General features: G+C 67.7%; 21 protein-coding genes and 1 pseudogene. 17 read left to right on the forward strand and 5 right to left on the reverse strand.

Annotated features, from left to right (window positions below; all coding sequences use genetic code 11):
- Positions 1-118: 118 nt before the first annotated feature.
- The 3 genes from RMCN_RS26360 to RMCN_RS26370 all read left to right on the forward strand — a co-directional run bounded on the left by RMCN_RS26360 (position 119) and on the right by RMCN_RS26370 (position 1377).
- Positions 119-430 (forward strand): helix-turn-helix transcriptional regulator, encoded by a 312-nt coding sequence (locus RMCN_RS26360; RefSeq protein WP_064412135.1) that lies wholly within the window; start codon positions 119-121, stop codon positions 428-430.
- Complete coding sequence (locus RMCN_RS26365) at positions 405-950, forward strand: hypothetical protein (protein ID WP_067395577.1); 546 nt, start codon at positions 405-407, stop codon at positions 948-950. The genes RMCN_RS26360 and RMCN_RS26365 overlap by 26 nt, the downstream gene beginning before the upstream one ends.
- Positions 951-1011: 61 nt before the next feature.
- Complete coding sequence (locus RMCN_RS26370) at positions 1012-1377, forward strand: hypothetical protein (RefSeq protein ID WP_064350617.1); 366 nt, start codon at positions 1012-1014, stop codon at positions 1375-1377.
- Position 1378: 1 nt separating this feature from the next.
- On the opposite strand, the gene pgi is transcribed toward RMCN_RS26370, so the two are convergent.
- Positions 1379-3046, reverse strand: coding sequence for a glucose-6-phosphate isomerase (gene pgi / locus RMCN_RS26375; protein ID WP_067395629.1), 1668 nt, complete (start codon positions 3044-3046; stop codon positions 1379-1381).
- Positions 3047-3094: 48 nt separating this feature from the next.
- Between pgi and RMCN_RS26380 the strand changes: the two genes are divergently transcribed.
- Both RMCN_RS26380 and RMCN_RS26385 read left to right on the forward strand, forming a co-directional pair.
- The gene (locus tag RMCN_RS26380) at positions 3095-4543 is read left to right on the forward strand and encodes an NAD-dependent succinate-semialdehyde dehydrogenase (RefSeq protein WP_067395579.1); all 1449 of its coding nucleotides are present in this window, start codon (positions 3095-3097) and stop codon (positions 4541-4543) included.
- Positions 4544-4601: 58 nt separating this feature from the next.
- The gene (locus tag RMCN_RS26385) at positions 4602-6602 is read left to right on the forward strand and encodes an acyltransferase family protein (RefSeq protein WP_409366075.1); all 2001 of its coding nucleotides are present in this window, start codon (positions 4602-4604) and stop codon (positions 6600-6602) included.
- A 53-nt stretch (positions 6603-6655) separates the two neighbouring features.
- On the opposite strand, the gene RMCN_RS26390 is transcribed toward RMCN_RS26385, so the two are convergent.
- The gene (locus RMCN_RS26390) at positions 6656-6922 is read right to left on the reverse strand and encodes a chorismate mutase (protein WP_064350728.1); all 267 of its coding nucleotides are present in this window, start codon (positions 6920-6922) and stop codon (positions 6656-6658) included.
- Between the two features lie 234 nt (positions 6923-7156).
- Here RMCN_RS26390 and pcrA point away from each other — a divergent pair, with 234 nt between their 5' ends.
- Positions 7157-9487, forward strand: a complete 2331-nt coding sequence (pcrA, locus tag RMCN_RS26395) for a DNA helicase PcrA (RefSeq protein WP_067395634.1) — start codon at positions 7157-7159, stop codon at positions 9485-9487.
- On the opposite strand, the gene RMCN_RS26400 is transcribed toward pcrA, so the two are convergent.
- Together RMCN_RS26400 and RMCN_RS26405 are read right to left on the reverse strand one after the other, a co-directional pair.
- Positions 9484-10128, reverse strand: a complete 645-nt coding sequence (locus RMCN_RS26400; RefSeq protein ID WP_231744747.1) for a hypothetical protein — start codon at positions 10126-10128, stop codon at positions 9484-9486. The two genes, pcrA and RMCN_RS26400, sit on opposite strands and share 4 nt — an antisense overlap.
- A gap of 9 nt (positions 10129-10137) precedes the next feature.
- Positions 10138-11190 carry a M23 family metallopeptidase gene (locus RMCN_RS26405; protein WP_067395582.1) on the reverse strand — a complete coding sequence of 351 codons (1053 nt, stop codon included), beginning with the start codon at positions 11188-11190 and terminating at the stop codon, positions 10138-10140.
- 282 nt (positions 11191-11472) lie between these two features.
- Between RMCN_RS26405 and sucC the strand changes: the two genes are divergently transcribed.
- From sucC to modA, 4 genes are all read left to right on the forward strand, one after another.
- Positions 11473-12639 carry an ADP-forming succinate--CoA ligase subunit beta gene (gene sucC / locus RMCN_RS26410; protein ID WP_067395584.1) on the forward strand — a complete coding sequence of 389 codons (1167 nt, stop codon included), beginning with the start codon at positions 11473-11475 and terminating at the stop codon, positions 12637-12639.
- Positions 12640-12652: 13 nt separating this feature from the next.
- Positions 12653-13567 carry a succinate--CoA ligase subunit alpha gene (gene sucD / locus RMCN_RS26415; protein ID WP_067395586.1) on the forward strand — a complete coding sequence of 305 codons (915 nt, stop codon included), beginning with the start codon at positions 12653-12655 and terminating at the stop codon, positions 13565-13567.
- A gap of 205 nt (positions 13568-13772) precedes the next feature.
- Positions 13773-15311, forward strand: coding sequence for an acetyl-CoA acetyltransferase (locus RMCN_RS26420; RefSeq protein WP_067395588.1), 1539 nt, complete (start codon positions 13773-13775; stop codon positions 15309-15311).
- 18 nt (positions 15312-15329) lie between these two features.
- On the forward strand, positions 15330-16073 hold the full coding sequence (gene modA / locus RMCN_RS26425; RefSeq protein WP_234787798.1) for a molybdate ABC transporter substrate-binding protein: 744 nt from the start codon (positions 15330-15332) through the stop codon (positions 16071-16073).
- On the opposite strand, the gene RMCN_RS26430 is transcribed toward modA, so the two are convergent.
- The gene (locus tag RMCN_RS26430) at positions 16074-16922 is read right to left on the reverse strand and encodes an LLM class F420-dependent oxidoreductase (RefSeq protein ID WP_064412128.1); all 849 of its coding nucleotides are present in this window, start codon (positions 16920-16922) and stop codon (positions 16074-16076) included. It lies immediately after the preceding gene.
- A 105-nt stretch (positions 16923-17027) separates the two neighbouring features.
- Between RMCN_RS26430 and sfnG the strand changes: the two are divergent.
- The 7 genes and pseudogenes from sfnG to RMCN_RS26465 all read left to right on the forward strand — a co-directional run bounded on the left by sfnG (position 17028) and on the right by RMCN_RS26465 (position 24984).
- A pseudogene (sfnG, locus tag RMCN_RS26435) lies at positions 17028-18157 on the forward strand (dimethylsulfone monooxygenase SfnG).
- A gap of 52 nt (positions 18158-18209) precedes the next feature.
- A complete protein-coding gene (locus tag RMCN_RS26440; RefSeq protein ID WP_067395590.1) occupies positions 18210-19088 on the forward strand; it encodes a DUF5336 domain-containing protein in 879 nt (292 codons plus the stop codon).
- A 71-nt stretch (positions 19089-19159) separates the two neighbouring features.
- The gene (locus tag RMCN_RS26445; protein WP_067395593.1) at positions 19160-20629 is read left to right on the forward strand and encodes a cell division protein PerM; all 1470 of its coding nucleotides are present in this window, start codon (positions 19160-19162) and stop codon (positions 20627-20629) included.
- A gap of 10 nt (positions 20630-20639) precedes the next feature.
- Positions 20640-21269, forward strand: coding sequence for a phosphoribosylglycinamide formyltransferase (gene purN / locus RMCN_RS26450; RefSeq protein ID WP_064412124.1), 630 nt, complete (start codon positions 20640-20642; stop codon positions 21267-21269).
- The gene (gene purH / locus RMCN_RS26455) at positions 21266-22831 is read left to right on the forward strand and encodes a bifunctional phosphoribosylaminoimidazolecarboxamide formyltransferase/IMP cyclohydrolase (RefSeq protein ID WP_064412123.1); all 1566 of its coding nucleotides are present in this window, start codon (positions 21266-21268) and stop codon (positions 22829-22831) included. The genes purN and purH overlap by 4 nt, the downstream gene beginning before the upstream one ends.
- Positions 22832-22882: 51 nt before the next feature.
- Entirely contained in the window at positions 22883-23542 is a 660-nt protein-coding gene (locus RMCN_RS26460; RefSeq protein WP_067395639.1) for a hypothetical protein, read from the forward strand.
- 59 nt (positions 23543-23601) lie between these two features.
- Positions 23602-24984: a sigma 54-interacting transcriptional regulator gene (locus RMCN_RS26465; protein WP_067395642.1), complete on the forward strand. Its 1383-nt coding sequence runs from the start codon at positions 23602-23604 to the stop codon at positions 24982-24984.
- Positions 24985-25022 lie beyond the last annotated feature (38 nt).

Consider the following 25022-nt stretch of genomic DNA (forward strand, 5'->3'; position numbering starts at 1 on the left):
GCCGAACGTGCGGATTACTCCGCCGCCGACGGCGTGTCACGTATGAATTCGCACCACCGCTGCGGTGCCGCGTCCTAAACGCTTGACTTTTTGTTGTGTTTTCCCAACACTATGTTGTGTGAGTCCGGTGAGAAGGGGTAAAACGCTCCCCATCCACAATCGAATCGGTGTCCTACGCGCGGAGCGTCGTATGACCCGTGCCGAGCTCGCGGCGCTGATCGACGTGAACCCGCAGACGGTCGGCGCGCTCGAACGTGGCGACCACTATCCGAGCCTGGACCTGGCATTCCGGATCTGCGATGTCTTCGGTCTCCCCGTCGAGGCCGTGTTCTCCCGAACGGAGTTCACCCCGTTGTCCACCGAGCTCTACCGCACGAGTACCCGATCGCAAGGAGGAGACCGAGATGTCCCCGTCGACCCGGCAGGCTGACCCGACGTTGCTCGACCGCTACCAGGAATCGCGCACCCGGCGGTTTCTCAAGCGAGAGCGCACGTACGCGAATTTGCTTCCCGGGTGGCGCACGCAGTCCCGCCGCCGGATTCTCGTCGTGGGATTGGCCATCACGTTCGCGTCCTTGTTCGTGGTGAGCGTCTTGAGCGCATTCGGACTGCGGTGGGCGCCCGTGCTATGGCTGGGGGCGTGCATCGTCTTCCTCCCGCTGTGGACGATGCTGCAGATCGTGTCCGGCAGGCAGGGCGACGCCCCGGAGGCGGCCCTCGACGAGTACGAAGTGCAGCAGCGCAACAGCGCCCGCTCGGTCGGTCTGACGATCACCCAGTACCTGATGCTGATCCCGATCGGCTACCTGCTCGTCGCGTCGATCTATCTGCAGGACACCGACGCCGACGTGGCCTATTCGGGCGCGCTGATGTCGTTGGCCGTCCTGGTGTTCGGCGGTTGCGCGCCGGCGATGATCCTGGGCTGGACCCGGCCGGACCCCGACGCCTGAGCCGCGCTGAGATTCGCTGCGTGGGTAGAGTCGTCGGCGATAAGCCGTAGAAAGGATCCCGATGCTCGCCCTGACCACCTGGACCGGAGGACTGCTCGTCGCGACAGGGGTGATCGCGTACATCGCCAGCGGCGCGGTCAGCATCACCGCGCTGATTCCGGCATTCGTCGGCGTCCTGCTGCTCATCGCCGCGCTCATCGGGCGTCGCTCCGACCGCGCGCGCCAGCACGCGACGCACGCGGCCCTGGCGATCGCGCTGCTCGCCGCGCTCGGTGCGCTACGCAACGTGTTCGGTCTCGGCGATGTGTTCGCGGGCACGGCCGAGCGACCCGCGGCCGTCATCACCAGCACCATCATGTTCGTTCTGCTGCTGGTGTACCTGATCGTCGGTGTGCGCTCGTTCGTGAAGGCTCGCGCCGCACGCTGAGTCAGGCGGATCGGCCGCGCTCGCTGCGGTATCTGCGCACCAACGCGTCGGTGGAGGAGTCCGACTGTTCGGCGGGAGAGCCGTCGGCGGTGATGACCGGAAGCAGCGCCTTGGCCTGCGTCTTACCGAGTTCGACACCCCACTGATCGAACGAGTCGATACCCCAGATGACTCCCTCGGTGAACACCTGGTGCTCGTACAGTGCGATCAACTGTCCGAGCGCCGACGGGGTCAGCTGGGTCGCGAGGATCGACGTGCTGGGCCGGTTGCCCGGCATCACCTTGTGCGGCACCACATTCGGCGGCGTGCCTTCTGCGGCGATCTCCTCGGCGGTCTTGCCGAACGCGAGCACCTGCGTCTGCGCGAAGAAGTTGCTCATCAACAGGTCGTGCATGCTGCCCTTGCCATCTGCGGTCGGCAGGTCGTCGGTCGGTTGAGAGAACGCGATGAAGTCGGCCGGCACCAGACGCGTGCCCTGATGCAGCAGTTGATAAAACGCGTGCTGGCCGTTGGTACCCGGCTCGCCCCAGAAGATCTCACCGGTGCTCGTGGTGACCGGCGTACCGTCGGCGCGCACCGACTTGCCGTTCGACTCCATCGTCAGCTGCTGCAGATAAGCGGCGAAGCGGGCGAGATCGTTCGAATAGGGCAGCACCGCACGGGTTTCCGCACCGAAGAACTCGTTGTACCAGAGCCCGATCAGCCCCAGCAGCACCGGCGCATTCGATTCCAGCGGCGCCGTGCGGAAGTGCTCGTCGACGATGTGGAAGCCGGACAGGAACTCGGCGAACCGCTCGCGGCCGATCACGGCCATGACGCTCAAACCGATTGCGCTGTCGACCGAATACCGTCCGCCGACCCAGTCCCAGAACCCGAACATGTTCTCGGTGTTGATGCCGAAATCGTCGACCAGTTTCTTGTTCGTCGAGACCGCCACGAAGTGCCGCGACACCGCGGCATCGCCGAGTGCATCGGTCAGCCACCGGCGCGCCGCCGTCGCGTTGGTCAACGTCTCGAGCGTCGAAAACGTCTTCGACGCGACGATGAAAAGCGTTGTGGCAGGGTCGAGTCCATCGAGCTTGGCCACCAGGTCCGCCGGGTCGACGTTGGAGACGAACCGCGCCGAGATGCCGGCGTCGGCGTAGTGCCGCAACGCCAGGGTGGCCATCGCCGGTCCGAGGTCCGACCCGCCGATGCCGATGTTGACGACGGTTTTGATGGCCTCGCCCGTCGCGCCGGTCCACTCGCCGCTGCGCAACCGGTCGGTGAAGTCGCCCATCTTGTCGAGCACCTCGTGCACGTCGGCGACGACATTCTGCCCGTCGACCACCAGGTCGGCACCGCGCGGCAACCGCAAGGCCGTATGCAGGACGGCGCGGTCCTCGGAGGTGTTGATGTGCGCGCCGGAGAACATGGCGTCACGTTTCTGTTCCAGTCGGGCGGCGCGGGCCAAATCCACCAGCAGGTCCAGCGTCTCGCGGATGACCCGGTGCTTGCTGTAGTCGATGTAGAGGTCGCCGACCATCGTCGCCAACTCGGTGCCGCGGGCCGGATCCTCGGCGAACAACTCGCGCAGGTGTTTCGCGCCGATCTCGTCGTGATGCCGCTGCAACGCCTGCCACGCCGGAGTCGAGGTGATATCGGGTATCTGGTCGGGGTCGGCATTCATGAACATGACCCTAGTGCGGCGAAAAGACCAAAGGTGTACAGAAGAGTTATGGATACCGCGAAGCTGTTGTCGTCAGTGCCCACCGGACTGTGGATCGGCGGTGAGGAACGCGACGGCTCGTCCACCTTCGATGTGCTCGACCCATCCGACGACTCGGTGATCACCTCCGTCGCCAACGCCACCGCCGATGATGCGATTGCCGCGCTCGACGCCGCCTGCGCTGTGCAGGCCGAGTGGGCGGCCACCGCTCCGCGCGAACGCGGTGAGATTCTGCGCGCGGTGTTCGAGAAGATCACCGAACGCGCCGAGGACATCGCCACGCTGATGACCCTGGAGATGGGCAAGGTGCTGCGCGAGAGCATGGGCGAGGTCACCTACGGCGCCGAGTTCTTCCGCTGGTTCGCCGAGGAGGCAGTGCGCATCGCGGGCCGCTACACGCCCAGCCCCGCGGGCAGCGGACGCGTCCTGGTCACCAAACAACCGGTCGGCCCGTGCTACGCGATCACGCCGTGGAACTTCCCGCTGGCGATGGGCACCCGCAAGATCGGGCCCGCGTTCGCCGCCGGGTGCACGATGATCGTCAAGCCCGCGCAGGAAACGCCGCTGACCATGCTGCTGCTGGCCAAGCTGATGGACGAGGCCGGCCTGCCCAAGGGGGTGCTCTCGGTTCTGCCGACGAAGAACCCCGGCGACGTCACCGCCGCGCTGATCGACGACGGCCGGCTGCGCAAGCTGACCTTCACCGGTTCCACCGGCGTCGGCAAGGCGCTGGTCAAACAGTCGGCCGACAAGCTGCTGCGCACGTCGATGGAGCTGGGCGGCAACGCCCCGTTCGTGGTGTTCGACGACGCCGACGTCGACGCCGCCGTCGAGGGCGCCGTGCTGGCCAAGATGCGCAACGGCGGGGAGGCCTGCACCGCGGCCAACCGCTTCCACGTCGCGAACTCGGTGCGCGAGGAGTTCACCGAAAAGCTGGTCAAGCGGATGAGCGAGTTCACCCTCGGCAAGGGAGTCGACGAGTCGGCCACACTCGGACCGTTGATCAACGCCAAACAGGTCGCCACGGTCGAAGACCTGGTCTCCGACGCGGTGTCGCGCGGTGCGAAGGTCGCCGTCGGCGGGGTTGCGCCCGGCGGGCCGGGCAATTTCTACCCGGCCACGGTGCTGGCCGACGTGCCCGCCGACGCCCGCATCCTCAAGGAGGAGGTGTTCGGGCCCGTCGCGCCGATCACCGGATTCGACACCGAGGATGAGGGTGTCGCCGCAGCCAACGACACCGAGTACGGGCTCGCGGCTTACATCTACACGCAGTCGCTGGACCGCGCGCTGCGCGTCGCCGAAGGTATTGAGTCCGGCATCGTCGGCATCAACCGAGGCGTCGTCTCCGACCCGGCGGCGCCGTTCGGCGGCATCAAGGAGTCGGGCTTCGGGCGCGAGGGCGGCTTCGAGGGCATCGAGGAGTACCTCGAGGTGAAATACATCGCACTGACGAAGTAGGTCGACACGCCGCCGCGCCTGCCGCGGCAGGTCCGCTCGCACGGGCAAGATTTCGCAAGTGAACGCGCGTCGCTCCGTCGCGCCCGCTGATCGCCGCCCGCTGTCAGTACATCCCTCCTCGCGTGCGCGTCGGCGTGGCGAGATCCCCGCCCTCGACGGCATCCGCGCCGTCGCCGTCGCACTCGTGCTCGCTGACCACGGCGGCATCCCCGGCGTTGACGGCGGCTTCCTCGGCGTCGACCTGTTCTTCGTGCTCAGCGGCTTCCTGATCACCTCGCTGCTGCTCGACGAGCACGCCCGCACCGGGCGAATCCGGCTGCGCGACTTCTGGATACGTCGCGCCCGCAGACTCCTGCCCGCGCTGCTGGTGATGGTGCTCGCGGTGGTGGCGGCGCGGGAATTCTTCTCGACGGAGGCGGTCGCGAACCTGCGCGACGACGCCGTTGCCTCGTTCTTCTGGGTGGCCAACTGGGCGTTCGTCGCCCAGCGCACCGACTACTTCTCCCAGGGGGCGCCACCCTCGCCGCTGCAGCACACCTGGTCGCTGGGGGTCGAGGAGCAGTACTACCTGCTGTGGCCGCTGCTGCTGATCGCCGTCGCGTTCGTCTTCTGTCGTCGAGACCCGACCCATCTGCGATGGGCGGTCCTGGGCGTTGCCGGCGCGGGGGCGATCGCCTCGGCGGCGGTGGCGATCGTCTTCGTCGACGACGGGACGCTGAACCGGATCTACTTCGGCACCGACACCCGCGCACAGGCGCTGCTGGTCGGCGCGGCGACGGCGGCCCTGCTGGTGCGGGACTGGACCACGGTGACGCTCGCCGGGCCGGTGATCAGGACGCGGTGGCTGCGCGGGGCCGCCCGCGCGGTGTCTGTCGTCGGTGTCGTCGTCCTGGGGTTCGCGGTGCATATGGCGACCGGCAGCGCCGGCGATTTCCGCAAGGGCCTGCTGATCGTCGTCGCGCTCGCCGCCGCGTGCGTGATCGGTGCGGTGGCGATGGATCAGGAAGGGCCGGTCGCGCGCGTGCTGGCGTGGCGGCCGCTGGTCTGGCTTGGCGCGATCTCCTACGGCGTCTACCTGTGGCACTGGCCGATCTTCCTGGCGCTCAACGGCGAACGCACCGGATGGTCCGGCTGGTCGTTGTTCGGCCTGCGGTGTGCGGCGACGCTGGCGGTCGCGGCGCTGTCGTGGTGGCTGCTCGAGCAGCCCATCCGGCGCTGGCGGCCGGTGATCGTGCCGATGCTGCCGTTGGCCGGCGCGACGGCGGCGACCGCCGCGGTGATCACGATGAGCGTGTTGCCGGTCGGCGTGCCGACCGGGCCGCCGATGGAGGACCCGAGCATCGACTCCGCGGCGCTGGTCGCGCCGGAGGTGCCGATCCAGGTGCAGCGCCACACCAGCCGCGATCCGAACACCAGGACCGTGGCGGTGTTCGGCGACTCGGTGGCGTGGACGTTGATGCGCTACCTGCCGGAGACACCGGGGCTCAGATTCACCGACTACACGACGATCGGATGCGGCATCGCGCGCGGCGGGCCGTACCGCTATGTCGGTCAGACGCTGAACCAGAAGCCCGCGTGCGATTCGTGGCCGAGCAGGTGGACGGAGCGGGTCAAACATGACCGGCCCGACGTGGTGCTGATGATCGTGGGCCGATGGGAAGTCGTCGACCGGATGAACGAAGGCGTGTGGACCCACATCGGCGAGCCGACGTACGACGCCTATCTGCGCGCCGAACTCAACCGCGCGCTCGACATCCTGTCCTCGACCGGCGCGCGCGTCGTCGTCACCACCGAGCCCTACAACCGCCGCGCCGAGAAGCGCGACGGCAGCCTGTATCCGGAGGACGATCCCGACCGGGTCGACGACTGGAACGCGTTGCTGCGCAGCGCCGTCAAGTACCGCTCGAACGTCACCGTGCTCGATTTGAACCGCAAGCTCGGCCCGAACGGCGGCTACACCAACTGGATCGACGGCATCCGCATCCGCAGCGACGGTGTGCACCCCACGCCCGAAGCGGTGGAATGGTTGACGCCGTGGCTGACCGACGCGCTGCGCTGAAGCGGTGGTTTCGGTGCTCTAGCAGTCGCTCAGCGACTGTCTGGGCACCGAAGTCACTGGTGGCCGAGGCGACCGCGGCCCAACCGCAGCAACAGCATCGCGAGGTCTTTGCCGTCGGGGCCTAGTTCGCTGTAGCGCTCGATGACCTTCATCTCGCGGCTGTGCACCAGGCGGGTGCCACCGGAGGCCATCCGAGCCTGACCGATCATCTTGGACACCTCGGTGCGGCGCTTCACGGCCGCCAGAATTTCGGCGTCCAGCCGGTCGATCTCCCGGCGCAGGTCATCGATATCGGGCACAGTCTCGGTTCCGGTCGTCATGGGTTTCACCGCCTCGTCGTGTGTTCAGGTCTCGTCCTCGTCCGGTCCTCGGGCTCACACAGGAGACTCTCGCAGAAGCCGCTAGACCACGGGCACCGCGGATCGGCACCCGTAGATGAAGCATTGTTTGCTGAGCACGGGACAAAGTGTGCCACCAAACGCTGTGCCAGCGCAAAGCTGTGCGGCGGTTCGACCGCGGGAGTGTCCCTGCACAGCGGTAAGTTCGATACCGACATGAGCGCACCCAACTTGATCGCACCGAACGGGGCCACCGAATCCGACCAACTGCTCGAGGGGCTCAACCCGCAGCAGCGTAAAGCCGTCCTGCACGAGGGCTCGCCGCTGCTCATCGTCGCAGGTGCCGGCTCCGGCAAGACCGCTGTGCTCACCCGCCGGATCGCCTATCTGCTCGCCGCCCGTGACGTGGGCGTCGGGCAGGTGCTGGCGATCACCTTCACCAACAAGGCGGCTGCCGAGATGCGCGAGCGGGTGGTGGGCCTGGTGGGGCCCCGTGCCCGTGCAATGTGGGTGTCGACGTTCCACTCCACCTGCGTGCGGATCTTGCGCAACCAGGCCTCGCTGCTGCCAGGGCTGAACTCGAACTTCTCGATCTATGACGCCGACGACTCGCGACGCCTGCTGCTGATGATCGGCAAGGACATGGGGCTCGACACCAAGCGGTACTCGCCGCGGCTGTTGTCCAACGCCATCTCCACCCACAAGAACGAGTTGGTCGGCCCGGAGCAGGCGGCCGCCGAGGCCTCGGAGGCGGGCGAGGAGTTGCCCGGCATCATCGCCGATGTCTACGCCGAGTACCAGCGCCGCCTGCGCGCGGCCAACGCGCTCGACTTCGACGACCTGATCGGCGAGACGGTCGCCGTGCTGCAGGCCTTCCCGCAGATCGCGCAGTACTACCGGCGTCGGTTCCGGCACATCCTCGTCGACGAGTACCAGGACACCAACCACGCCCAATACGTGCTGGTGCGCGAACTGGTCGGGACGGCGGCCTCGCAAGATGATCCAGCGGGCGTGCCGCCGGCCGAACTGTGCGTGGTGGGCGATGCCGACCAGTCGATCTATGCGTTCCGCGGCGCGACGATCCGCAACATCGAGGATTTCGAGCGCGACTATCCGAATGCGACAACCATTCTGCTGGAACAGAATTACCGTTCCACCCAGAACATACTGAACGCCGCGAACGCGGTCATCTCCCGCAACGCCGGCCGACGCGAGAAGCGCCTGTGGACCGACGAGGGGGAGGGCGAGCTGATCGTCGGCTACGTCGCCGACAACGAGCACGACGAGGCGCGATTCGTCGCGCAGGAGATCGATGCGCTCGTCGACGGCGGTGGCAGTTATTCAGATGTCGCGGTGTTCTATCGCACCAACAACTCCTCGCGTGCGCTCGAAGAGGTGTTCATCCGCGCGGGCATCCCCTACAAAGTCGTTGGCGGCGTACGGTTCTACGAACGTCGGGAGATCCGCGACATCGTCGCGTACCTGCGGGTGCTGGACAACCCCGGCGACTCGGTGAGCATGCGCCGGATCCTGAACACTCCGCGCCGCGGCATCGGCGACCGCGCCGAAGCCTGCGTCGCGGTGTACGCCGAGAACGCCGGCTGCAGCTTCAACGACGCCCTGCAGGCGGCCGCCGAGGGCAAGGTGCCGATGCTCAACACCCGTGCGGAGAAATGCATCTCGGCGTTCGTGGAGATGCTCGACGAACTGCGCGGCCGCCTCGACGATGAACTCGGCGAACTGGTCGAGGCCGTACTCGACCGCACCGGCTACCGCGCCGAACTCGAGTCGTCAAGCGACCCGCAGGATCTCGCGCGGCTGGACAACCTCAACGAGTTGGTCAGCGTCGCACACGAATTCAGCACCGACCTGGCCAACGCGCAGGCGCTCGCCGATGACGAGCAGCTGGACGAGGACATCCCCGACACCGGCGTGCTGGCTCAGTTCCTGGAACGGGTCTCACTGGTAGCCGACGCCGACGAGCTTCCCGAGCACGGCGCCGGTGTCGTCACGATGATGACGTTGCACACCGCCAAGGGCCTCGAGTTCCCGGTCGTCTTCGTGACCGGGTGGGAGGACGGCATGTTCCCGCACATGCGGGCGCTGGGCGACCCCGCCGAGCTGTCCGAGGAGCGCCGGCTGGCCTACGTCGGCATCACCCGTGCCCGGCAGCGGCTCTACCTCAGCCGAGCCAAGGTCCGTTCGTCATGGGGCCAACCGATGCTGAACCCGGAATCACGCTTCCTCAAGGAGATTCCGCAACACCTGATCGACTGGCGGCGCACCGATCCGACACCGTCGTTCAGCGCGCCCGTGAGCGGGGCGGGCCGGTTCGGCACGCCGAGACCGTCGCCGACGCGGTCGGGTACGGGCAAGCGGCCACTGCTGGTGCTCGAGCCCGGCGACCGGGTCACGCACGACAAGTACGGGCTGGGCCGCGTGGAAGAGGTGAGCGGCGTGGGCGAGTCGGCGATGTCGCTGATCGATTTCGGCAGCTCCGGTCGGGTCAAGCTCATGCACAACCACGCGCCGATCACCAAGCTCTAACCGGAGCGTTCCCAGCGTCCGGTGGCCGGCAGCGCGGCGAGCACGATACTCGCCAGCGGCAGCACCGGGATCGCGTACACCACGGCGGGCAGCTTGGCCCCGGCGACGAAAAGGCTGGAGAAGATCAGCAGCGCCACCATCGACCCCACCATGACCAGGAGGCGGCTCACCCAGCGGCGCAACAGAAGTCCGATCAGCCCGGCGATGAGAGCGGCCGCCGAGATCGCGGTCAGGAAGCCGACCGCGACACAGAACAGTTGATCGGTGCGCCACCAGCCGGTGATCAGGTCGGTGGCGATGACGGCGGTTGCCCAGCCGGTCAGGATGCTGGTTACCGCGGTGGCGATCGCGGTTTTCGGATTGGCCGGCGGCGATCCGGCCGGGGACACGGCCACGGGCCGGGCCCGAGGGATGTAACTCGTCTCCGGCGCGGGGCGGTCGGACATCTGTGTCGCGCCTCCGTCCGCCATCTGCGTGGGCGGGCCGGCGACCGGGATCGCACCGGTCGGATGGCGGCGGATGATATTCGTCTGGGGGTCCTGGCCGGTCGGAATCTCGCCGGAAGGGTGGCGGCGGATGATGCCCGTTTCCGCGCTCGACGGTGATTGACGTGTCAGATCGGAGTCGTCGTCGCCGGCCACTCAGTAAGACTAGTTGCCGAAAGACAGGCCGCGTTTGGCCAGCCAACCCACGGGGTCGACGCGGTCGGTGCCGTTCAGGTGCACCTCGAAGTGCAGGTGCGGCCCGGTCGAGTTGCCGGTGTTGCCCATCTTGGCGATCTGGTCACCGGCCCAGACCCGCTGACCGACCTCCACCGACCACGAGCTGAGGTGACCGTAGAGCGTCACGGTGCCGTCGGAATGCCGGAGCTTGACCATGTTGCCGTAACCGGCGTACGGACCGGCCGAGATGACCACGCCGTCGGAGGCGGCGAGCACCGGCGTGCCGATCGAGTTCGCGATGTCGATGCCGCCGTGAAGCGCGCCCCAGCGGTAGCCGAAGCCCGACGTCCACACGCCGGTGGTGGGCGTCACGAACATCGGCCGCTGCAGCCGGGCTTCGCGTTCGGCGCGCTCCTGGGCGAACGCGGCCGCCTTCTGGATCTCCTCGGTGTGCAGCGCAGAACTGGCGGCGGGCGTCACGGCGACCACCTGCATACCGCCCGACGTCTCGCCGAGCGGGTTGGCTATCGCGGACCCCTCGACGGCCAGGACGGCCTCCGAGGAGTTCTCGTGCGCGGCATTGGCCACCGAGTACGCGCCCGCGGCGGTGGCGCCGACGGCCATCGCGGCGACCATCAGGCGGCCCTTGACGGGCACTTCCTGCTTGCGGTGCGCAGGCTTGCGGCTGCCGATCCGGATGACGTCGGTCGCGTCCATGCCGTCGCTGGTGTCGGTGTGGCTGTCGCGGTAGGCGTGCGAGCGGCGCGCGTGCCGGGGTCCGGACTGGAACTCGGAGGGCACGGCGAGACGCAGCGGGACGAGGTTGTCGGTGTCGGTCAGGTCGTCGAGTTCGGGAGCGTGGATGACCTGGGCTTCGCGGTCGAAAGCGCTGTTCTCGCGGAAGTCGACGTCTTCGAGATCACCGAACTCGTTGAACGGAATGATGTCGGTGACTTCGGCGGGGGATTCGCTTGCACGGCGGCTGATTTGCCGGTTCGTCGACGATCTGCGATGAGATCCGGACGAACGGTGCGAAGCCAACCTGGGGTGTCCTTACGTTTCGGATGCCTGTCGAGAAGCCTGTCGTGACCAAAGCGTTATCGAGACCAGAGGCACGTTAACCAACTCGCGACGACGGCTGCAAGCCGAGAGCCTATTCCGCGGGAGATTGTGATTTGTATCACTGGGTTAGGGCGGTGAGATCTACCACATGACCGGTGGGCGGTGCCAACGCGTTCAGAGCGTGTGGATAAAGTTCCTCCGAGCCTTCGGCCCAACAACTCCGCAATTCGACGCGCTAGAGACAGGGACGTTCCCAAGCCAATGGACCTCTTCGAATACCAGGCGAAAGAGCTCTTCGCCAAGCACAACGTGCCCACCACACCCGGTCGGGTGACCGACACCGCCGAGGACGCCAAGGCGATCGCCGAGGAGATCGGCAAGCCGGTGATGGTCAAGGCGCAGGTCAAAACCGGCGGCCGCGGTAAGGCGGGCGGCGTGAAGTACGCAGCCACCGCCGACGACGCGTTCACCCACGCCCAGAACATCCTCGGCCTCGACATCAAGGGCCACATCGTCAAGAAGCTGCTGGTCTCCGAGGCCAGCGACATCGCCGAGGAGTACTACATCTCCTTCCTTCTCGATCGCGCGAACCGCACCTACCTGGCGATGTGCTCGGTCGAGGGCGGTATGGAGATCGAAGAGGTCGCCGCCACCAAGCCGGACCGGCTGGCCAGGGTGCCCGTCGACGCGACCAAAGGCGTCGACGAAGCGTTCGCCCGCGAGATCGCCAAGAAGGGCCACCTGCCCGAGGAGGTGCTCGACGCCGCCGCGGTGACGATCGCCAAGCTCTGGGAGGTCTTCGTCGCCGAGGACGCCACGCTGGTCGAGGTCAACCCGCTGGTGCGCACCCCCGACAATCAGATCCTGGCGCTCGACGGCAAGGTCACGCTCGACGGCAACGCCGACTTCCGCCATCCCGAGCATGCCGAGTTCGAGGATCGCGACGCGACCGATCCGCTGGAGCTCAAGGCCAAGGAGCACGACCTCAACTACGTCAAGCTCGACGGTTCGGTGGGCATCATCGGCAACGGCGCCGGCCTGGTGATGTCGACGCTCGACGTCACCGCCTACGCCGGCGAGAAGCACGGCGGCGTGAAGCCGGCCAACTTCCTCGACATCGGCGGCGGCGCCTCGGCCGAGGTGATGGCCGCGGGTCTGGACGTCATCCTCAATGACGAGCAGGTCAAGAGCGTGTTCGTGAACGTGTTCGGCGGCATCACCTCGTGTGACGCCGTCGCCAACGGCATCGTCAACGCGCTGAAGATCCTCGGCGACGAGGCCAACAAACCGCTCGTGGTGCGTCTCGACGGCAACAACGTCGAAGAGGGCCGCCGCATCCTGGCCGAGGCCAACCACCCGCTGGTGATCCAGGCCGACACCATGGACGCCGGCGCCGACAAAGCCGCCGAGCTGGCGAACAAGTCTTAAGGAGCCATGACCGATGTCTATCTTTCTGAACGCGAACTCCAAGGTCATCGTCCAGGGCATCACCGGCGGCGAGGGCACCAAGCACACCGCGCTGATGCTCAAGGCGGGCACGCAGCTGGTCGGCGGCGTCAACTCACGCAAGGCCGGAACGACGGTGTCGCACAAGGACTCTGACGGCAACGATGTCGAGCTGCCGGTGTTCGGCACTGTCGCCGAGGCGATGAAGGAAACCGGCGCCGACGTGTCGGTGGTGTTCGTGCCGCCGAAGTTCGCCAAGGACGCGATCATCGAGGCCATCGACGCCGAGATCCCGCTGCTGGTCGTCATCACCGAGGGAATCCCGGTGCAGGACACCGCGTATGCGTGGGCGTACAACCTGGAAAAAGGTGGAGGGAAGGGTCCAAAAATTCGCATCATCGGACCCAACTGCCCGGGCATCATCACGCCCGGTGAGGCGCTGGCCGGCATCACCCCGGCCAACATCACCGGTCCGGGCCCGGTCGGCCTGGTGTCCAAGTCCGGCACGCTGACCTACCAGATGATGTTCGAACTGCGCGATTTCGGGTTCTCGACCGCGATCGGCATCGGCGGCGATCCCGTCATCGGCACCACGCACATCGACGCGATCGAGGCGTTCGAGAAGGACCCCGACACCAAGGTCATCGTGATGATCGGTGAGATCGGTGGCGACGCCGAGGAGCGCGCGGCCGATTACATCAAGGCCAACGTCAGCAAGCCGGTCGTCGGCTACGTCGCGGGGTTCACCGCGCCGGAGGGCAAGACGATGGGCCACGCCGGTGCCATCGTGTCGGGTTCCTCGGGCACCGCCGCCGCGAAGAAGGAAGCGCTGGAGGCCGCGGGCGTGAAGGTCGGCAAGACCCCGTCGGAGACCGCGAACCTGGCGCGGGAGATCCTGCAGAGCTTGTAGGGAAAGCCCCTCGTTGCGCGAGCGACCGCGTCTGCACGCCGACACGCCGCTGTTCGGTGTGCAAAAGCGGTCGCTCGCGGCTTGTGGGTGGGCCCACGCGCGGCTTGTGGTGGGCCCACGCGGGGTGTGAAGCATGCCGCAGGATTAGGAACGCGTTCCAGTCCTCGATTAGCCTGACGAATTAACAGTCGTCAGGAGGTCTGTAATGGTCGATTCCCGGACCCCGGTCATCGTCGGCGTCGGGCAGTTCACCGAGCGCATCGACGATCCCGGCTATCGGGGCATGTCGGCGGTCGACCTCGCGACCGAAGCGGTGCGCGCCGCGCTTGCCGACACCGGGCTCGACGCCACGGTGGCCGCCAAGGCCATCGAGACCGTGTACGCGCTGCGCCAGTTCGAGATCTCCGGGCCGATGCCCGCGACGCTGGGCAAGTCGAACAACTACCCGCGCTCGGTGATGGGGCGCGTCGGCGGCGATCCCGCACGCGTCGTGCTCGAACCGGTCGGCGGGCAGGGGCCGCAGAAGCTCGTCACCGAAGCGGGCAAAGCCATCGCGGCGGGTGAGTTCGACGTGGCGATGGTGATCGGTTCGGAACCGGGTTCGACGGCGCGCTACTGGCGCCGTGCCGCCGAACAGGGACAAGCCAAGCCCGACTTCACCGAACACGTCGAGGGCCAGCTCGAGGACCGCGGACACCAGATCCACAGATACTTCACCGAGTACACCGCGTCGCACGGATTGACCGGCGCCGCAGTGCAGTACGGACTGCTGGACAACGCGCGCCGCAGCCGGTTGGGACTCGGCGTTGCCGAATATCGCAGGCAGATGGCCGAGCTCTTCGCACCGCTGTCCAGAGTCGCTGCGAAGAACCCGTTTTCGTCATCACCGGTCGAACGGTCGGTGCAGGAGATCCTCACCGTCACCGACGACAATCGGATGATCTGTGATCCCTACCCCCGGCTGCTGGTGGCGCGCGATCAGGTCAACCAGGGCGCCGCCGCGATCATGATGTCGGTGGCGGCCGCACGCCGACTCGGTGTGCCCGAGGAGAAATGGGTGTATCTGCACGGGCATTCGGACATGACCGAGCAGGACCTGCTGGACCGCGTCGACCTCGGCGCCAGTCCCGCGACCGTGCACGCCGTACACGAAGCCCTGCGGGTGGCGCAGATCGACGTCGACGACATCGCCACCTTCGACCTGTACAGCTGCTTCCCGTTCCCGGTGTTCGTCGCCTGCGAGGCGCTGGGCATCGACGGCGACGACCCGCGGGGCCTGACGGTGACCGGCGGCCTTCCGTATTTCGGCGGCCCGGGTAACAGCTACTCGCTGCACGCCATCGCCGAGACCGTCACCCAAATGCGCGATCGGCCCGGATGTTTCGGCTTCGTGGGCGCCAACGGCGGCACGATGAGCAAATACTCCGTCGGCATCTATTCGACGCTGCCTACCGACTGGCGGACGAATGACAGCGAGCGCCTCGACACCGACGTCGCGGCACTGCCGACGGTCCCGGTGACCGAGCGCCCGGAAGGGCGCGCGACGATCGAGACCTACTCTGTGCGCTACGACTGGCCGGTCCGCACCGGGATCATCGTCGGCAGACTCGATTCGGATGACTCACGGTTCCTGGCCATCTCCGAGGAGGAGGATCTCGTCGCGTTGATGTCGGACGGCGATCCGCTCGGCGCGGCGATCACGGTGCGTCCGACGGAGAAGATCAACCGCGCCAGCCTGGCCTGACCACAGGGAGGAGCAGTCGTGAGGCCTCTCTCGCTTCTGGCCGCACTGCTGCTGACCCTGGCCACCGGATGCGGACAAGGGCCGCAGCGCGATTCGCTCATGGTGTTCGCCGCGGCGTCGCTGAACAGGGCATTCACCGAGATCGGCGCGCAGTTCGAGAAGGACCACCCCGGCACTCGGGTGGAGTTCTCCTTCGCCGGCTCCTCCGACCTCGCCACGCAGTTGACGCAGGGGGCGCGGGCCGACGTGTTCGCCTCCGCCGACACCGTGAACATGGACAAGGTCGCAGACGCCGGACTGCTCGCCGGCGACCCGGTGAACTTCGCGACCAACACCATGGTCATCGTGGTATCGCCGGGAAATCCCAAGGAGATCAAGACAATACGTGATCTCACCCGACCTGGGATCACCGCCGTCGTGTGCGCCCCTGCGGTCCCGTGCGGGGCGGCATCACGGAAGGTGGAGCAGGCCGCTGGTGTCGATCTCAACCCGGTCAGCGAGGAGTCGTCGGTCACCGACGTGCTGAACAAGGTGACCAGCGGCCAGGCCGACGCCGGAATCGTTTATGTCACCAACGCCCGTGACGCCGGGACGCGCGTCACCGCTGTGCCGGTTCCCGAAGCCGCCGACGTGGTCAACGTCTATCCGATTGCGACGCTGTCCGATTCGACGCGGCGGGAGCTCGCGCGAGCCTTCGTCGACGCGGTGACCGGCGACGCGGGACAGCGAGCACTCGGCGCGGCCGGCTTCGGTGAACCCTGATCAGACCAGGGCGGCCAGCTTGCCTGCCAGCCGCTCGACGTACGCGGCGACATCGTCGGGGGACTTGTCGGGAAGGCCGAAAAGCACTTCGGTGACACCGAGATCGGCCCAACGGGCGAGCTTTTCGGGGTCGGGTTTGAAGTCGAGGGCGACGATCTGCGGTGCTCCGTCGCGCCCGGCGGCCGCCCACGTGTCCTGTAGCAGCTTGACCGGTTCGTCGATGTCGAAGTCGCGCGGTGTGGTGATCCAGCCGTCGGCGGACCGGGCGATCCACTTGAAGTTCTTCTCGGTTCCTGCCGCCCCGACGAGGACGGGGATGTGCGGTTGGATCGGTTTGGGCCACGCCCAGCTGGGTCCGAAGTTGACGAACTCGCCCTCGTACGAGGCTTCCTCCTGCGTCCACAACGCCCGCATCGCCTCGAGGTATTCGCGCAGCATCGTGCGCCGCCGACCGGGCGGCACATTGTGGTCGGCGAGCTCGTCGGTGTTCCAGCCGAACCCGACCCCGAGGCTGACTCGCCCACCGGAGAGGTGGTCGAGCGTGGCGATCGACTTCGCCAGCGAGATCGGGTCGTGCTCGACCGGCAGCGCGACGGCCGTGGACAACCGGACCCGCGACGTCACCGCGGCCGCGGTGCCGAGGCTGACCCAGGGATCGAGCGTCCGCATGTAGCGGTCGTCGGGCAGCGACTCGTCGCCCGTCGTCGGATGCGCGGCCTGGCGCTTGATCGGGATGTGGGTGTGTTCGGGCACGTAGAACGTGGTGAAACCGTGGTCATCGGCGAGCTTGGCCGCCGCCGCCGGGGTGATCCCGCGATCGCTGGTGAACAGTACGAGCCCGTAATCCATGCCGAGAATTAGAACGTGTTTCAGTCTGGGGGGCAAGCACGGGGTTTGCATCACCGCGAGCGATACCGGCGACGTGCAAGCAGGTCGCTGTTGTCATGTCAGACCATGACGACCGAACGCATCGCCGATCACGTGAAGTTCGCCTACTGGGTGCCCAACGTCAGTGGCGGATTGGTGACCAGCGACATCGAGCAGCGCACCGACTGGAACTACGAGTACAACGCCAAGCTCGCCAGGACCGCCGAGAACAACGGGTTCGAGTACGCGTTGAGCCAGGTGCGCTACGAGGCCACTACGGGGCCGAGTATCAGCACGAATCCACCAGCTTCAGCCTGGCGCTGCTGCTGGCCACCCAGAAACTGAAGGTGATCGCCGCGGTGCATCCCGGGCTGTGGCAGCCCGCGGTGCTGGCCAAGCTCGGCGCGACGGCCGACCAGCTGTCCAACGGCCGGTTCGCGGTCAACGTGGTGTCGGGCTGGTTCAAAGACGAGTTCACCCACCTCGGTGAGCCGTGGCTCGAGCACGACGAACGCTACCGGCGCAGCGCGGAGTTCCTGCAGGTGCTGCGCAAGATCTGGACCGAGGACGACGTTGATTTCCGCGGCGACTTCTACCGCATCCACGACTTCACGCTCAAACCCAAACCGCTCAACACCACCGAGCGGCCCAATCCGGAACTGTTCCAAGGCGGTAACTCCACGGCCGCAAGGCGCAACGGCGGCCTTTTTGCGGACTGGTACTTCTCCAACGGCAAGGACTACGACGGGGTGACCGAGCAGATCGTCGACGTCCGCGAGCACGCCCGCACGGTCGGCCGCGAGGTGCGGTTCGGGCTCAACGGTTTCATCATCGCCCGCGACACCGAGAAAGAAGCGAAGGAGACGCTGCGGGAGATCATCGCCAAGGCCAACAAACCCGCCGTGGAGGGATTTCGCGCCGCGGTCCAACAGGCCGGCAACTCGACCGCGGACAAGCGCGGCATGTGGGCGGATTCGACGTTCGAGGACTTGGTGCAGTACAACGACGGCTTCCGCACGCAGCTGATCGGCACACCCGAGCAGATCGCCGAACGCATTGCGGCGTACCGCAAACGCGGAGTCGATCTGATCCTCGGGGGCTTTTTGCACTTCCAGGAGGAAATCGAATACTTCGGCGCGAAGGTGTTGCCGCTGGTCCGCGAGATCGAACGGTCCGAACAGGGCACTGTGGGCGAACCGGTGCTGGTCTCTGCGTGAGCCGCTGTGCGCTAGCGTGGTTTTCAAAGCCCGCCCGAGCACAGGAGAGGCCATGTCGTACCCCCAAGGACCACCCGGTAGCCCGGGATACCCGCAAGCACACCAGCCGACCACCCAGTTCTCGGCGCCGACGCAGCAGTTCGGCAGGGCGCCGGAGAGCTCATCGACGGCGTCCGACGTCGCGAGCAAGCTGCCGATGTACCTGGCTGTCGCCGTGGCGCTGCTGGGGCTGGCGGTGTACCTCGCGAGCTTTGCGCCGTTGTTCACCATCTCCGCGTCGGATTTCCCGGGGCTGGGCAGCATCAGCGGAAGCTCGTTCGGTCTGGTGCTCGCCGTCGCGGCGTCACTCGTCGCGGGACTGCTCGCCGGAACGGCGCTCCTGCCCCGGCAAGGCGTCCACACCTCGGTGTACGCGGTGCTGGCGGTTGCGGCGTTCCTCCTCGTCATCGCCGAAGTGATCAACCGGCCCAGCGGTGCCGCGATCGATTGGGGCCTGTACCTGATCATCGCGTTCTCGCTGTTCCAGGCGATCGTCGCGGTGGCCGCGCTGTTGTTCGAGTCGGGCATCATCACTCCGCCGGCGCCGCGTCCGAAGTACGACCAGTCCTACGGACACCAGCAGTACGGCGCACCGAGCCCGTACTACGGACAGCAGGGCCAGCCGCAGCACGGCGGACCGCAGCAGCGGCCCGGATATCCGTCGACGTACCCAGGTGGCTATCCGGGCGGCCCGTCGACCGGCGGCTACCCCGGAGCCCCGCAACAGGGCCACCCCCAGGGGCAGCAGGGTCAACAGGGTCCGCCGACACCGCCGACCGGGTTCCCCGCCTACGGTCAACCGCCGTCGTCGTCTTCGCAGGCGTCGGAGGCGACGACTCAGGCTCCCCAACAACCGTCGTCTTCCTCGCAGTCGGGTCCGCCGCCTTCCTGAGGTGAGCCAGTAGTCTGAGCCGCGCGTGCGTCACCGCCGCACGGCAGCCTGACACAGGAGCGGCTCAACCAGTGGATCAACGGCCAGTCGGCGCACGCCAGGCGCGTGAGCTGCTTCGGGTCGCGTTCGGGCCGTCGTTGGTGGCGCTTGTCGTCATCGCGGCGATCGTGTTGTTGCAACTGCTGATCGCCAACAGCGACATGACCGGCGCCCTCGGGGCCATCGCCAGCATGTGGCTCGGCGTACATCTGGTGCCCGTGTCCATCGGCGGCGCCGAGCTCGGGGTGATGCCGCTGATGCCCGCTCTGGCGATGGTATGGGGCACGGCCCGCACGACCGCCGCGGCGACCGGTCCGAACGCCTCGTGGTTCGTGACGCGCTGGGTGGTTGCCTCGGCGTTGGGCGGTCCGCTGCTGATCGCGGCGATCGCGCTGGCCGTCGTGCACGACGCCGCTTCGGTGCTCACCGAACTGCAGACACCGCACGCGTTGCGGGCCTTCGGCGGTGTGCTGGCCGTGCACGCGATCGGCGCCGTGGTGGGGGTCGGGTCCCGGGTCGGCACGCGGCTGATGGCTCCGACCTCGCTTCGGTTCTCGCTGCCCGCCTGGCTGCCGGATGCTTTCCGCGCCGCGGTCGCGGGTGTGCTCGCGCTCGTCGGCCTGTCGGGTGTGGTGATGGCGGGTTCGCTGATCGTGCACTGGTCGACGATGGACGAGCTCTACTCGATCACCGACTCCATGTTCGGACAGTTCAGCCTGACCGTGCTGTCGGTGTTGTACATCCCGAACGTGCTGGTCGGAACGGCCGCGGTGGCCGTCGGGTCCAGCGCACACGTCGGGCTCGCCACCTTCAGTTCCTTCACGGTGTTCGGCGGCGACATTCCGGCGCTTCCGGTGCTGGCGGCGGTGCCCTCGCCGCCGCTGGGCCCGGTGTGGGTGGCGTTGCTCATCGTCGCGGCGGCGTCGGCGGTCGCGGTCGGGCAGCAGTGCGCACGACATCCGCTTCCGCTCGGCCCGGCGTTGGGCAAGCTGGTCGTCGCGTCGGCTCTGGCGGCGCTGACCATGGCGCTACTCGGCTACGCCGGCGGTGGGCGGCTGGGCAACTTCGGCGACGTCGGCGTCGATCAGGCGACGTTCGGGCCCGCGGTGTTCCTCTGGTTCGCCGGAATCGGAGCGTTGACGGTGGTGATGGCCGGCGGCATCGCCCGAAGGCCGCGCGCGCCCAAGGCGGTCGTCGACCCCGACTCCGACCCCGACTCCGACGTCGACCCTGACGCGGAGGCCGAGGCGGAGGCAGATGCGGCACCCGAACCCGAACCCGAACCGGAATCCGATGATGTCGAACCGGAACTCGCCACCGAGGTCGTCGGCGATGAACCCCTCGAAGCCGAAATCAGGGATAACGCGGGCACCGAAGCCGACCAGGTCGAGGCCCCCGCCGACCTGCCGAACGACGCCGCGAACGACGCCGCGAACGACGTCGTCGAGGACCCCGAAGAGCACTTCATGGCGGACGACGACGGCCCGCCCGGCACCCATTAGGCTGCCAGGCGTGCAGCAACCCCTCCGCGTACCGCCGAAGGTTCCTGCACGGGTCGTGGTGCTGGCGTCGGGGACCGGGTCGCTGCTGCAGTCGCTGCTGGACGCCACCGCGGGCGACTATCCCGCATCGATCGTCGCCGTCGGTGTGGACCGCGACTGCGCCGCCGTCGACATCGCCGCGGCCGCATCGGTTCCGACCTTCACCGTGCGCCTGCGCGACTACCCGGACCGGGCTGCGTGGGACGCCGCGATCACCGAAGCCACCGCCGCGCACGAGCCCGACCTGATCGTCTCGGCTGGCTTCATGAAAATCCTTGGGCCGCACTTCCTTTCGCGGTTCATGGGCCACATCATCAACACACATCCGGCGCTGCTGCCCGCCTTTCCGGGCGCACATGCGGTCGCCGATGCGCTTGCGTACGGCGTCAAGGTGACCGGGTGCAGCGTGCATCTGGTCGACGCGGGAACCGACACGGGGCCGGTGTTGGCCCAGGAGGCGGTGCCCATCCTCGACGACGACGACGAGGCGACACTGCACGAGCGGATCAAAGTCGTCGAACGACGGCTTCTGGCCGAAGTACTGGCCGCGGTGGCTGTCCGCGGTGTGACCTGGACGGGACGAAAGGCGACATTGGGATGACCGAAGGCAAGCGGCCGATTCGGCGGGCGTTGATCAGCGTCTACGACAAGACCGGCCTCGCCGAGCTGGCGCGCGGGCTGCACGAGGCCGGGGTCAGCATCGTCTCGACGGGATCGACCGCGAAAACCATTGCCGCCGCCGGTGTTCCGGTGACACCCGTGGAGGAGGTCACCGGCTTTCCCGAGGTGCTCGACGGTCGAGTCAAGACCTTGCACCCGCGTGTGCACGCCGGACTGCTCGCCGATCAGCGCAAGCCCGAACATGTCTCGGCGCTGGCCGATCTCGGTGTCGAGGCCTTCGAACTCGTCGTGGTCAACCTGTACCCCTTCGCCGAGACCGTCGCCTCCGGCGCGAGCATCGACGAATGCGTCGAGCAGATCGATATCGGCGGTCCGTCGATGGTTCGGGCCGCCGCGAAGAACCACCCCAGCGTCGCGGTGGCCGTCGACCCGCTGGGCTACGACGGCGTGCTCGCCGCGGTGCGGTCCGGCGGGTTCACCCTGGCCGAACGAAAGATCCTGGCGTCTCTGGCCTTTCGGCACACAGCCGAATACGACGTCGCCGTTGCCTCCTGGATGGGTGCCGTTCTCGCGCCGGAGGAGCCGGCTCAGAAGCTGCCCGCGTGGGTGGGTGGCACGTGGCGGCGCAGCGCCGTCTTGCGTTACGGCGAGAACCCCCACCAGCAGGCCGCGCTCTACCGTGACGACGCCGGGTGGCCGGGCCTGGCGCAGGCCGAGCAGTTGCACGGCAAGGAGATGTCCTACAACAACTACACAGACGCCGACGCCGCCTGGCGCGCCGCCTTCGACCACCCCGAGATCTGTGTGGCGATCATCAAGCACGCCAACCCGTGCGGTATCGCGATCTCGTCGCGGTCGGTGGCCGATGCGCACCGCAAGGCCCACGAATGCGATCCGCTCTCAGCGTTCGGCGGTGTGATCGCGGCCAACACCGCGGTGTCGGTCGAGATGGCCGAAACCGTCGCCGACATCTTCACCGAGGTGATCATCGCGCCCGCCTATGAAGCCGGCGCGGTGGAGGTGCTCACCCGGAAGAAGAACATCCGGGTGCTGGTGGCGTCCGAACCGCAGCCGGGGGGGACCGAGTTCCGCCAGGTCAGCGGTGGCCTGCTGGTACAGCAGCGCGACGAGTTCACCGCTGACGGCGACGACCCGCTCAACTGGACGCTGGCCACCGGCGAGCCCGCCGATCCGGCGACGCTGGCCGACCTGAAGTTCGCGTGGCGGGTGTGCCGGGCGGTCAAGTCGAACGCGATCGTCGTCGCCGCGGACGGCGCCACCGTCGGCGTCGGTATGGGCCAGGTGAACCGCGTCGACGCGGCTCGGCTCGCGGTGCAGCGCGCCGGCGACCGGGTGCGCGGCGCGGTCGCCGCCTCCGACGCGTTCTTCCCGTTCCCCGACGGGCTGGAAGTGCTGACCGAGGGCGGCGTGAAGGCGATCATCCACCCGGGCGGCTCCGTTCGCGACGAGCAGGTCACCGAAGCCGCTGCCAGAGCGGGTATCTCGCTCTATCTCAGTGGGGCGCGTCACTTCGCGCACTGATGTCTGGTTGATCTCCGCCGAAGACGGCGGGAGGTGGTTATGTTGCACAGCATGCCCACTGCGTCGCGTGCTGCCATCGCTCTCCTGCTGGCGACGGGTCTGCTGGTCTCCTGCACGCGGACCATCGACGACGCGCGCGCGGTCGCGGGTGACGACCTGTCGGCGGCGGCCGATTCCGGCGGACTCGACTCGTCGCAGTGCGAGGTCGTCGACGACCCTTTGACGACGATCCCGGCGAAAAACGACAACGAGCCGGTGATGCGGATCCCGACGCCGCCGGGATGGGTGCGGACCACGATGATGGATTCGGAGCTGATCCGCTTCGCCATGCGCAACGACGATCTGACGGCGCAGGGGTTCACGCCGAACGTCGTGGTGACGCTCGAGAGCGCGCCGGGCGTGCAGGATGCGGGCCTGATATTCACCAACATGCGCGACGCGCTCGAGTCGGGCATCGGCGCCACCGACGTGCGCGAAACCGAGCGCGCGCTGTGTGGGGTACCCGCCAGGACGTTCGACTACCAGATGCCGGCGATGGGTAACGTCGCGCCGCACCCGGCCGTCGCGCTCGGCGCGGTGATGCGTACCGAGCGCCGGACTTTCGCGGTCAGCGTGACCGTCCAGACCCTGGTCCCCGAGAACCCGACATATCAGCGCGACAGCGAGGCGATCCTCGACGGGTTCCAACTTCTGCCGCCGTCGGAGGGCTGAGTGGACGCGGCGGGCATGGGGAACCCGCACGCGGGCGAGACAAGTCGTAGCTTGGAGTGGTGACTCAACCCCAAGATCTACCCCGCACCGTCGGCGAGCTGAGGGCCTCGGGCCATCGCGAGCGGGGCGTCAAGCAAGAAATCCGGGACAACCTGCTGGCCGCGCTGGCACAGGGACGTGATGCGTGGCCGGGCATCCTCGGCTTCGAGGACACCGTCATCCCTCAGCTGGAGCGCGCCCTGATCGCCGGCCACGACGTGGTGCTGCTCGGCGAACGCGGTCAGGGCAAGACGCGACTGCTGCGCGCGCTGACGGGTCTGCTCGATGAGTGGACCCCGGTGATCGCCGGTTCGGAGCTGGGCGAGCACCCGTACGTCCCGATCACCCCCGAGTCCATTCGCCGTGCCGCGGACTCGGGCGACGACCTGCCGATCGCGTGGCGGCACCGCAGCGAGCGCTACACCGAGAAGCTGGCCACCCCCGACACCAGCGTGGCCGACCTCGTCGGCGACATCGACCCGATCAAGGTGGCTGAGGGCCGCAGCCTCGGCGACCCGGAGACCATCGCCTACGGGCTGATTCCCAGGGCGCATCGGGGCATCGTCGCGATCAACGAGCTGCCCGACCTCGCCGAGCGCATCCAGGTGTCGATGCTCAACGTGATGGAGGAGCGCGACATCCAGGTGCGGGGTTACACGCTGCGGCTGCCGCTCGACGTGCTCGTCGTCGCCAGTGCCAACCCGGAGGACTACACCAACCGCGGCCGGATCATCACCCCGCTGAAGGACCGGTTCGGCGCCGAGATCCGCACGCATTACCCGCTGGAGCTTGCGGCAGAGGTCGGCGTCATAACGCAGGAGGCCCACCTGGCCGCCGAGGTGCCCGAGTACCTGCTGCAGGTGCTGGCGCGGTTCGCCCGATATCTGCGCGAGTCCCGCTCGATCGATCAGCGCTCGGGGGTGTCCGCGCGGTTCGCGATCGCCGCCGCCGAGACAATCGCCGCGGCCGCCCGCCACCGGTCGGCGGTGCTCGGTGAGGGGGAGCCGGTGGCCCGGGTGGTCGACCTGTCGACGGTGATCGACGTGCTGCGCGGCAAGCTCGAGTTTGAGTCCGGCGAAGAGGGCCGCGAGCAGGCGGTGCTCGAACACCTGCTGAGGCGCGCGACCGCCGACACGGCGCAGCGGCTGCTCGGTGGCATCGACGTCGGGCCTCTGGTGGTGGCGATCGAAAACGGCTCGGCGGTGACGACGGGTGAGCGCGTTTCGGCGCGCGAGGTGCTGGCCGCGGTGCCCGAGGTGCCCGCCATCGCCGAGGTCCAGAAGCGGCTCGGCGCGACGAGTGACGGCCAGCGCGCGGCCGCCGTCGAGTTGGCGCTCGAGGCGCTGTATCTGGCCAAGCGCATCGACAAGGTGTCCGGAGAAGGCGAAACGGTCTATGGCTGACCATGTCTCGTGGTGCGGGCCCCAGTGTGAATCTGACG

Origin of the sequence: Mycolicibacterium novocastrense (genome assembly GCF_001570485.1) — a bacterium.
Lineage (GTDB): Bacteria > Actinomycetota > Actinomycetes > Mycobacteriales > Mycobacteriaceae > Mycobacterium > Mycobacterium novocastrense.